10 protein-coding genes and 1 pseudogene are annotated in these 9,002 nt (G+C 64.2%); 5 read left to right on the top strand and 6 right to left on the bottom strand.

Annotated elements, in window-relative coordinates; translation table 11 throughout:
- Together ACNPAA_RS12510 and ACNPAA_RS12505 are read right to left on the bottom strand one after the other, a co-directional pair.
- Positions 1 to 568, bottom strand: a pseudogene (locus ACNPAA_RS12510) (IS5-like element IS5B family transposase); the annotation flags it as partial.
- 68 nt (positions 569 to 636) lie between these two features.
- Positions 637 to 1,179, bottom strand: coding sequence for a metal-dependent hydrolase (locus ACNPAA_RS12505; protein WP_274449801.1), 543 nt, complete (start codon positions 1,177 to 1,179; stop codon positions 637 to 639).
- Positions 1,180 to 1,459: 280 nt separating this feature from the next.
- Here ACNPAA_RS12505 and ACNPAA_RS12500 point away from each other — a divergent pair, with 280 nt between their 5' ends.
- The 3 genes from ACNPAA_RS12500 to ACNPAA_RS12490 all read left to right on the top strand — a co-directional run bounded on the left by ACNPAA_RS12500 (position 1,460) and on the right by ACNPAA_RS12490 (position 3,391).
- Positions 1,460 to 1,753 (top strand): helix-turn-helix domain-containing protein, encoded by a 294-nt coding sequence (locus ACNPAA_RS12500; protein WP_041213413.1) that lies wholly within the window; start codon positions 1,460 to 1,462, stop codon positions 1,751 to 1,753.
- The gene (locus tag ACNPAA_RS12495) at positions 1,737 to 3,050 is read left to right on the top strand and encodes a HipA domain-containing protein (protein ID WP_279988182.1); all 1,314 of its coding nucleotides are present in this window, start codon (positions 1,737 to 1,739) and stop codon (positions 3,048 to 3,050) included. The genes ACNPAA_RS12500 and ACNPAA_RS12495 overlap by 17 nt, the downstream gene beginning before the upstream one ends.
- A gap of 98 nt (positions 3,051 to 3,148) precedes the next feature.
- Entirely contained in the window at positions 3,149 to 3,391 is a 243-nt protein-coding gene (locus tag ACNPAA_RS12490; protein WP_005302916.1) for a DUF3297 family protein, read from the top strand.
- Positions 3,392 to 3,663: 272 nt separating this feature from the next.
- On the opposite strand, the gene ACNPAA_RS12485 is transcribed toward ACNPAA_RS12490, so the two are convergent.
- Complete coding sequence (locus ACNPAA_RS12485; RefSeq protein ID WP_045524056.1) at positions 3,664 to 4,098, bottom strand: DMT family transporter; 435 nt, start codon at positions 4,096 to 4,098, stop codon at positions 3,664 to 3,666.
- 10 nt (positions 4,099 to 4,108) lie between these two features.
- A complete protein-coding gene (locus ACNPAA_RS12480; RefSeq protein ID WP_104454450.1) occupies positions 4,109 to 4,597 on the bottom strand; it encodes a DMT family transporter in 489 nt (162 codons plus the stop codon).
- Between the two features lie 100 nt (positions 4,598 to 4,697).
- On the opposite strand from ACNPAA_RS12480, the gene ACNPAA_RS12475 reads away from it, so the two are divergent.
- Both ACNPAA_RS12475 and ACNPAA_RS12470 read left to right on the top strand, forming a co-directional pair.
- Positions 4,698 to 5,591 carry a LysR family transcriptional regulator gene (locus ACNPAA_RS12475; protein WP_161653013.1) on the top strand — a complete coding sequence of 298 codons (894 nt, stop codon included), beginning with the start codon at positions 4,698 to 4,700 and terminating at the stop codon, positions 5,589 to 5,591.
- Between the two features lie 149 nt (positions 5,592 to 5,740).
- A complete protein-coding gene (locus ACNPAA_RS12470) occupies positions 5,741 to 6,844 on the top strand; it encodes a YdcF family protein (protein WP_161653033.1) in 1,104 nt (367 codons plus the stop codon).
- A gap of 192 nt (positions 6,845 to 7,036) precedes the next feature.
- Here the strand turns inward: ACNPAA_RS12470 and ACNPAA_RS12465 are convergent, their stop codons facing one another.
- A complete protein-coding gene (locus tag ACNPAA_RS12465; RefSeq protein WP_010673687.1) occupies positions 7,037 to 7,405 on the bottom strand; it encodes a DUF1428 domain-containing protein in 369 nt (122 codons plus the stop codon).
- Between the two features lie 83 nt (positions 7,406 to 7,488).
- Positions 7,489 to 8,850: an MFS transporter gene (locus ACNPAA_RS12460; protein WP_113978023.1), complete on the bottom strand. Its 1,362-nt coding sequence runs from the start codon at positions 8,848 to 8,850 to the stop codon at positions 7,489 to 7,491.
- Positions 8,851 to 9,002 lie beyond the last annotated feature (152 nt).

Genomic DNA, 9,002 nt, shown 5'->3' with positions numbered 1-9,002 from the left:
TCAGGCCACTCTTGGCATCGACACCAATGTGGGCCTTCATGCCAAAGTGCCACTGATTGCCTTTCTTGGTCTGATGCATCTGCGGATCGCGTTGCTGCTCTTTGTTCTTGGTCGAGCTGGGTGCCTCAATGATGGTGGCATCGACCAAGGTGCCTTGAGTCATCATGACGCCTGCTTCGGCCAGCCAGCGATTGATGGTCTTGAACAATTGGCGGGCCAGTTGATGCTGCTCCAGCAGGTGGCGGAAATTCATGATGGTGGTGCGGTCCGGCAAGGCGCTATCCAGGGATAACCGGGCAAACAGACGCATGGAGGCGATTTCGTACAGAGCATCTTCCATCGCGCCATCGCTCAGGTTGTACCAATGCTGCATGCAGTGAATGCGTAGCATGGTTTCCAGCGGATAAGGTCGCCGGCCATTACCAGCCTTGGGATAAAACGGCTCGATGACTTCCACCATGTTTTGCCATGGCAGGATCTGCTCCATGCGGGACAAGAAAATCTCTTTTCTGGTCTGACGGTGCTTACTGCTGAATTCACTGTCGGCGAAGGTAAGTTGATGACTCATGATGAACCCTGCTCCATGGCTCCAGATGACAAACATGATCTCATATCAGGGACTTGTTCGCACCTTCCCTAGCCCCCCCTGCCCCACACCCGCCCCCCCATCAATACCAGCATCAATACAACCCCCGGCAGCCAGATCCAATAGAGCTCGGAGAGGATCACCGCTTCACCCCGGGCGGTGAGATAGGCCTCCAGCTTGAAGGGGGCGACCCGGATCATCTGCCAGGGGGCGAAGAAACGCTCGTCACGCCATGGCCAGAACCAACCTACCCCCTTGCCGCCGGTGGTGAGGGAATCGAGCAGGCTGTGGGAGAGCAAAGAGACCAGCAGAAACGCCCAGACGGTGGCAGCGCTCGCCCGAAATTGGCGGTGACCCAGCATGGCCAGGGTGGGCAGGGTGGGCAGGGCAAAGGCGAACAGCAGAGAGTGGGTAAAGCCGCGGTGGCCAAAGACATGGCCGTAGGCGACCCCCAGCTTGAAGGCGAGCACGTCGGCATCGGGCAGCATGGCGATGGCAACCCCCACCAGCAGCAGGCGCGGCGGAATAATCCGGCTGCCAAGCCCGAGCCCAAGGCAGAGGGGCACGGCCGCGTGGGTGACTATGGTGGGCATAGAATGAAGCTCCAACTGAAAACTGGTGCCTACCCTACCCCCGCTCGGTGAAGTGAACATGAAGTGCAATACTGCTCTGCAAGCGACATCCTCCCGGCCCCTCGGTCACCCCCAAGACCATCATTAACCACCTTTCTGTTCTAAAAAGTGAACCTCTCTACACTTTTATCTCGCAACCAGTACCAGGACCATAAAAAGTGCACCATCGTACACTTTTAATTGCTGTTTGCTCTTACCATGAGTTAAGGTGTAATAACCTACACTTTTTTTCGTGATCATGATGGCAGACGCATCGTTGCAAGCCGGCCCGAAAGAACTGGATCCCGCCTCCCTGGGGCTGGCGATCCGCGAGAGACGCAAGGCCGCCAGGATGACGCAGGAGGTGACGGCCTCACTGTGCGGCATCTCCAAGAAGACCCTGATCAAGATTGAAAAAGGGGGAGATGTCTACCTCTCGACCCTGCTGCAGGTGATGAAGGCGCTGGGGCTGCACTTGCAACTGGTGCAGGAAGTGGGCTCACAGGTAGCGAGCGGCAACAGCCAACCCGAGGTCGGTGATGATGAATGGTTCTGAGCGCCATCGGCTGGAACTTCGGCTGGGTAACCAGCTGATCGGCCATCTCGAGTATGACTCCAGCCAGGATGCGTTTCAGCTCGGCTATACACCTGAGTGGCAGGCGCGCGGATTCCCGCTCTCCCCCCCACTGGCGCTGGATGGATCGGCCAGCAGTGCCCAGATCCGGGCGTATCTCGGCAACTTGCTGCCTGAAAATCGCGGGCTGGACCATCTGATTGAGGCGCTCTCCGTTTCGCGCAGCAATCTCTTTGCCCTGATCCACGGCATCGGCCGCGATGTCTCCGGGGCGGTCACCTTTACCCTGCCCGCAGAGCCCGACGTCCCCACCCATTTTCGCCCCATCACCCCGGAAGAGCTGTTGCTGCGCCTCGAACAGCCCGAGATCTGGCCGCTGGAAGTCTGTGGTCGCCCCCGCCTCTCGGTTGCGGGCGTGCAGGCCAAGCTCAACCTGCTGCGACTCGAGGGGACGCTGGGATTTGGCGAGGGCGAGCTCTGTTCCACCCACCTCCTCAAGTTCGAGCACCATCCTCATCTGGTGATCAATGAGTTTGTGACCATGGGGCTGGCCGCACTGCTGGGCATGCCGGTGGCGCGGGTCGAACTGCACAGGGTCGGCCAAGGCGATAAGTCCCACCGAGGCTTGCTGGTGGAACGGTTCGATCGGCGCCTTGACGAGGATGGCGTGAGGGTGCGCCGTCGTCACATGATCGATGCCTGTCAGGGACTAGGGTTTCCCGTCGCCCGAAAATATGAACGCAACTTCGGTGACGGGCGGGACGTGGCCCATATTCGGGAAGGGGTGAGCCTGCCACGGCTGTTCAGTCTCAGCGCCCTCTGTGTCAATCCGGCGCAGGCCAGACTGGACATGCTGCAATGGCTGCTCTTCAACCTCTGCGTCAACAACCACGATGCCCACGGCAAGAACTACAGCTTCTTCGTATCAAAAGCAGGGCTGACGCCCACCCCCTGGTACGATCTGGTCAATGTGGGGCTTTACCCCGAGTTCAACCAGCATTTGGCCATGGCCATAGGCGACGAGTTTGCTCCCGAGGCGATCAACGCATGGCAGTTGCTGGAGATGGCCGAAGCATGCGAGCTGCCCAAACGCCTGTTGCAGCAGACCTTGCACAAGATGGCCAGCGACATACTGCATCAGCTTGATGCCGCCATCGCCCTAGTCGAGACAGACAATCCCGCCGAACTGGCTTATCTGGCGCGCTACCGAGACGACGTTGAGCGCCGTTGCCACCATTTTCAGGCGCAGGCGACGCTGTTGCCGGAGCTGCAACTGTAACCGGGCCTTGTCCACCCCCATGGGACGCAACCCAGCCTTGAGCCCATGGCGGGCATTGCCTACAATGACCCACTTTTTATCACTCTCAGGTCTATAAAATGAGCGACAACAAACCTGCACTGCCCGACCGTCTGGCGGCCAACCCGCGCAGCCCGCACCATGTGGCGGAGTGCTTCCAGCACGAGATCGGCATTCGCGTGAACGGCAAGGAGCGCACCAATGTCGAGGAGTACTGCATCAGCGAAGGTTGGGTGAAGATCCCCTCCCCCAAGGCCAAGGATCGCTACGGCAACCCCATGCTAATCACCGTCAAGGGTACCGTCGAGGCTTTCTACGCCTAAGCGGCCCTGACCGCGCGCCCCGCCGGGCCCGCCGCCATGCTGTTCAGAACACCGGCCTTGCGCCGGTGTTCTGCTGTTGAGGGCGGCCCAGGGTGACAGGCGCCTATCTTTCATTGCTCTCTGTTGCCTTCCTGTTTCTTCCTTTCCCTCCCTTTCTTTCGCCTTTTCCTTTTCATCTGGGCCCTGATCCGGCTGGCGAGCCACCTTTGGCATCCAGGCAGGGCGGCGCTCCTGTCATCCCTGCCGGTTTACCCAGGCCATCACCGCATCACTCACCCTCGGGAGCGCGACTTGCCGCCCTGCCAGCGTTGCAGCGCAGCCCCCGCCAGCACCAGCAGGATGCCGAGCAGATCGCTCGCGGCCAGCCGTCCGGCCAGGGCATCGAGCAGGGCGCCCCCCGCCAGCTGGCCCGTGACGATGAGCAGGGCGCAGGCCAGGGCGCCGATCCGGCCGATGGCCCAACTGCTGATGGCGACGAACAGCGCCCCCAGCACGCCGCCGAGCAGCAGCCAGGGATCGAGCCCGGCGAGCCGCTCCCAGGGTGCCCCTTTGAGGATGAGCAGGGCGCCGAGCAGCCCGAAGCCGAGCAGGTGGTTGGCAAGGGACGCCGTCATGGCGCCCCGGGCGCTGGCGAGGCGGCCATTGAGGGTGCGCGACAGGCTCACCGCCACGCCGTTCAGCAGTCCCAGCAGGATCAATAAGGTCATGGTGTCTCTCCTAATGCAGCACGATAAGCAGGGCGCCGGCCAGCACCAGCAGGGCGGCGAGCGCGTCCTTTCCCGAGGGGCGGCGGCGAGCCAGTCCGAGCCAGCCGAGGCCATCGCACAGGGCACCAAACAGCAGCTGGCCGAGCAGCAGCAGGGCCAGGGTGCCCGCCATGCCGAGGGGCGAGTTGAGGCACAGGGCCGCCAGCACCACGGTGAGCGCCCCCGGCAGACCGCCGAGCCAGGCCCATGGCGGGGCCGCCTCCGGCGTCGGGGGCCTTGGGGAGAGCCACCACAGGAGCCCGGCCACCAGGCTGCCGACCCCGTGGGCCAGCCAGCTCGCGAGCCAGGGGTCGGTGGCGCGGGACAGGGCGCCGTTCTGGGCGATCATCAGCGCCAGCAGCAGGCCGGCGGCGAAGGCGGCCAGGGCGCCCAGGGTCTGGCCAAGTGTCTGGCCGAGGGCGGGGCGGCCGGGGCCGCGGTCAACAAGCGGGGGGATCATGGGGTTGCTCCTTGGTTGAACTGACGAGCAGGGTAAATTGTTTTTGATTTGGGGATAATCTACCCTCCAGGAACAACATTGTTTCCATATCGAGAACAACATGAACCAGGAAGCCTTCGCCCTGCTCCCCGCCTTCGTCGCCGTGGTGGAGTCGGGCACCTTCTCCGGCGCCGCCCGTCAGCTCGGTCTCAGCAAGTCGGTGCTGAGCAAGAAGGTGAGCCAGCTCGAGCAGGCCCTCGGCTGCCAGCTCCTCTATCGCACCACCCGTTCCCTCACCCTCACCGAGGCGGGGGAGCGCTACTTCGAGACGGTGCGCCATGCAGTGCGCCTGGCCAGCGACGGGGAAGATGCCATCGGCGCCCTGCAATCGGCCCCCCGCGGCCTGCTGCGGGTGACGGTGCCCATGGTCTATGGCCGGCGTCACATCGCCCCCCTTGTCCCCGAGTTTCTCGCCCTTCACCCCGAGGTGCAGTTGCAGCTGGAGATGAGCGACGCCCGGCAGGATCTGGTGGCCGAGGGGTTCGACGTGGCGGTGCGCATCGGCGAGCTGGAGGATTCGAGCCTGGTCGCCCGCCGCCTCGCCCCCTGTCTCAGCACCCTGTGCGCCGCCCCCGCCTACCTGGCGCAGGCCGGCACGCCCCGCATCCCGGCGGATCTCGAGCGCCACAACTGCCTCTTCTACTCCCTGTTTCGCGGCGGCACCCAGTGGCGGCTGCACGGGCCCGAAGGAGAGGTGGCCATCACCCCCAGGGGCAATTTCGAGGTCAACAACAGCGATGCCATCCACACCGCGCTGCTGGCGGGGCTTGGCATCGGCAACATGCCGGACTTCATCGTGGCGCGGGATCTCGCCATCGGGCGGCTGGTGCCCGTCCTGCCAGACCATGCCCTGCCCGAGCACGGCATCTGGTGCGTCTATCCCAAGCGCCGCCACCTGCCCGCCAAGGTGGAGGCCTGGCTGGCCTTCCTGCAGGCGCGTCTGGGGCTGCGCTGAGGGGGGCATCGGGATAACCGGAACGGTTCACGTTTTTTTCATCGGGAAGGGAGTAGAGTAGGCAGCAAACCAAACATCTGTTTTTATTGGAAAAGCATTCAGGGGACGAGCCACGGCATCGCGCCCCGCACCCCACAGGGAGCCCCATGATGAAGAAAACCGCGATTGCCCTGACCCTCACCAGCCTGCTGACGCTGCCGCTCGTTGTCTCATCCGATGCCTGGGCCGCCCCGGTGCGCTCCCTGCAAAAGGAGCAGAATTACGAGCAGTTCATCAGCAAGCGCCAGGTGGTGGATCAGCTGCTGGCAGACGCCGCCCGCATCTTCCACTCCCCCGCCCGGGTCTCCGATGCGGGCTTCACCGCCAAGATGCCTAGCAACATGGAGCAGGTGACCACCCTGCTGCTGGAGGCCCACCAGCTCGAGCCCTATCGCACCGATCTGCTCATCTCGGCGGCCAACGCCCAGATCTACAACGGCAACGTGGACAGGGCCATCGCCCTGTTCGAGCAGGCCCTCACCGCCGCCCCGGACGATCTGGACATCAACACCTATCTGGCCACCTGGCAGCGCTTCAAGGGCAACCAGGCCAAATCCGATGGCTACCTCAAGCGGGTCGGCGAGCTCAATGCCGGTCGCACCGCCGACTTGCAGCGACTGTTCGCCACCGTGGACAGGGTGGTCGCCACCCCCCTCAAGGAGCGTCAGGGACGGGGCGAGAAGAAGGGGCGCCGCGCCATCGTCACCCTGGGCTATGCCCTCAATCCCGATGGCTCCATGCACGACATTCTGCTGGGACGCCTCGAGACCACCCGCGCCCTGGCCCAGGCCGATCCGACGGCCCTCGTCATCCTCACCGGCGGCGTGCCCCAGAACCGCCAGACCGAGGGCAAGCTGATGGCGGACTGGCTGGCGAAAAAGGGCATCGACCGCTCCCGTATCATCGAGGAGAACTACGCCACCAGCACGGTGGAGAACGCCCTCTACAGCGGCTATGCCCTCGCCCGCCATGAGATTGAGTTCGCTACCCTGGTGAGCTCGGCGAGCCATGTGCGCCGGGGCCAGACCCTGCTGGAAATCGCCTGTTGGCAGAGCGGCCCGGCGAACATCCGCATCGACAGCGTCGCCTACCCGGACAAGCCCCTCTCCGCTCTGGCCAAGGCAAGCCCGGAGGAGCTGCTTGGCATCTACCGGGACGCCCTGCGTACCTATGGCCTGTGGAGCTACCGCTCGGCCCCGCTGGTGGAGCGCTGATCCCCCGGCATGGCGCCCAGCAAAAAGCCCGCCGGCTGGCGGGCTTTTTCATCATCTGACGGGCCTGGGTGTTGCTATCGGCCCTTGCGCTCCGGCCACCTGGGTGACCCGATGGCCGGTCTCAGCCCTTGAGCTCCAGCCACAATGGTGAAGCCCTCCAAGACCAGGCGGGCTTTTGGCGCTGGCGGGGTATCAGCCCTTGAGCTCCAGCACGGTGGTGAAGCCTCCGAAAATCATGCGGGCACCATCAAACGGCATGGTCTGGTGCAGGGGATTGGCGGGGTCCATCCTGGGGTCCTGCATCATCTTGCCCATGGCGTCGTCCCGCACCGCCTTGCTCGGCCACTCCACCCAGGAGAAGACCACGGTTTCATCCTCCCTGGCCGCCACCGCCCGGTAAAAGTCGGTCTGCTTGCCGTGGGGCACATCGTCCCCCCAGCACTCCAGCACCCGGGTGGCGCCGTATTCGAGGAAGATGGGGTCAAACTGCCCCGCATGATCGATCAGGGCCTGCTTGTTGGCCGTCGGCACGGCGAGCACGAATCCGTCCACGTATGACATCAGAGGTTCCTCCAGTGAGTGAGGATCTCAGCATAGCAGCCGCCCATCAGCCCGCGCTCTGCGCCGCCCCGCGCAGCCAGCCATCACAACGAGACCAGCCGCTCCAGATCGCTGCGGGTCAGGCGCTTGCTGTCCACCTTCACGTAGAGGGAGTGCTCCTCGCGCACCAGCAGCACGTCGCTTACCCCCTCGCTGGCGCGGATCCGCTGCTCCAGGGCCGGGGTGGCCTCGACCCCTTCCGGCAGCACGATGCGCAGGCTGCTCACATAGGGGGGCTCGGCCATGGTGAGGCTCACCCCGAGCCAGGCGAGGGCCAGGGCGGCGCAACCGCCAAACACCAGGGGGCCGCCCCCCAGGCTGTAGAGCAGGCCGCCGAGACTGCCGCCGATGGCGACCCCGAGGAACTGACTGGTAGAGTAGACCCCCATGGCGGTGCCCTTGTAGCCCGGCGGGGACTCCTTGCTGATGAGAGACGGCAGCAGTGCCTCCATCACGTTGAAGCCGATGAAGAAGAGCTGCAACCCGGCGAGCAGACCCCACAGCTGCTGGCCGCTCTGCCAGAGCACCAGCTCGGCGGCCAGCATCACCACCACGCACCCGATGAAGACCCGCTTCATCTGGCGGTGCTTCTCGGCATAGATGATGAAGGGCACCACGCTCACGAAGGCGATCATCATGGTCACCAGATAGGCCTGCCACTGGCTGTCACGGGGCAGCCCGGCACGCTCCAGCAGGGGCGGCAGGGCCACGAAGCTCGACATCAGCAGGGTGTGGACGCAGAGGATGCCGAGGTTGAGTTTGAGCAGGCGAGGGTTGGTGAGCACGGTACGAAAGCTGCCTCGCACCATGGCGGACTCGCGATTTTGCAGGTGGGCCGCCGGGGTCGGCACCACCCAGAGCACCATGGCGATGGCGGCCAGGGCCAGCAGGGCGATGAGCCAGAAGAGGCCGGACAAGCCCAGGGCATGGGTGATGAGGGGGCCGGTCACCATGGCGATGGCGAAGGTGATGCCAAAGCTCACCCCGATGAAGGCCATCGCCTTGGTGCGATTCTGCTCCCGGGTGAGATCCGACAGGAGCGCCATGACGGCGGCGGAGATGGCGCCGCTCCCTTGCAGGGCGCGCCCGACGATGACCCCCCAGATGGCGTCGCTCAGGGCGGCGATGACGCTGCCAAGGGCAAACATCAGCAGGCCGCCAACGATGAGGGGCTTGCGCCCCACCTTGTCGGAGAGCAGGCCGAAGGGGATCTGGAACAGGGCCTGGGTCATGCCGTAGATGCCGATGGCAAGCCCGATGAGCGCCTCGGAGGCGCCCGCCAGGGACATGCCGTAGGTGGTCAGCACCGGCAGCACCATAAACATGCCGAGCATGCGCAGCGAGAAGACGGAGCCGAGCGCCCAGGTCGCGCGTCGCTCGCCCCTCGTCATGGTGAAATCATTCATGAGGGCCTCGATGAGTCAAAAAGAAGAGAGAAAGAAAGGGGTGACAGGCGCCCGGCCGCCCCGAAAAATCGGCGATGCCCCTCGCAGGGCGGCGCCCATAATAGCAGAGCCGGGAAGATTCCCGGCTCTGGATTTCATGCATTTCAGGGGTG

The organism is Aeromonas sp. PS2Canimalfood6 (assembly GCF_048276795.1).
Taxonomy (GTDB): domain Bacteria; phylum Pseudomonadota; class Gammaproteobacteria; order Enterobacterales; family Aeromonadaceae; genus Aeromonas; species Aeromonas caviae.
This window is presented reverse-complemented; position numbering and strand designations above follow the sequence as displayed.

What these genes read in the sequence shown, in the direction of transcription:
- ACNPAA_RS12475 (WP_161653013.1), top strand. Translation starts at nt 4,698, where the DNA reads ATGAACCAGGAAGCCTTCGCCCTGCTCCCCGCCTTCGTCGCCGTGGTG.
- ACNPAA_RS12460 (WP_113978023.1), bottom strand. Translation starts at nt 8,850, where the DNA reads ATGAATGATTTCACCATGACGAGGGGCGAGCGACGCGCGACCTGGGCG.
- ACNPAA_RS12485 (WP_045524056.1), bottom strand. Translation starts at nt 4,098, where the DNA reads ATGACCTTATTGATCCTGCTGGGACTGCTGAACGGCGTGGCGGTGAGC.
- ACNPAA_RS12470 (WP_161653033.1), top strand. Translation starts at nt 5,741, where the DNA reads ATGAAGAAAACCGCGATTGCCCTGACCCTCACCAGCCTGCTGACGCTG.
- ACNPAA_RS12480 (WP_104454450.1), bottom strand. Translation starts at nt 4,597, where the DNA reads ATGATCCCCCCGCTTGTTGACCGCGGCCCCGGCCGCCCCGCCCTCGGC.
- ACNPAA_RS12505 (WP_274449801.1), bottom strand. Translation starts at nt 1,179, where the DNA reads ATGCCCACCATAGTCACCCACGCGGCCGTGCCCCTCTGCCTTGGGCTC.
- ACNPAA_RS12495 (WP_279988182.1), top strand. Translation starts at nt 1,737, where the DNA reads ATGATGAATGGTTCTGAGCGCCATCGGCTGGAACTTCGGCTGGGTAAC.
- ACNPAA_RS12465 (WP_010673687.1), bottom strand. Translation starts at nt 7,405, where the DNA reads ATGTCATACGTGGACGGATTCGTGCTCGCCGTGCCGACGGCCAACAAG.
- ACNPAA_RS12500 (WP_041213413.1), top strand. Translation starts at nt 1,460, where the DNA reads ATGGCAGACGCATCGTTGCAAGCCGGCCCGAAAGAACTGGATCCCGCC.
- ACNPAA_RS12490 (WP_005302916.1), top strand. Translation starts at nt 3,149, where the DNA reads ATGAGCGACAACAAACCTGCACTGCCCGACCGTCTGGCGGCCAACCCG.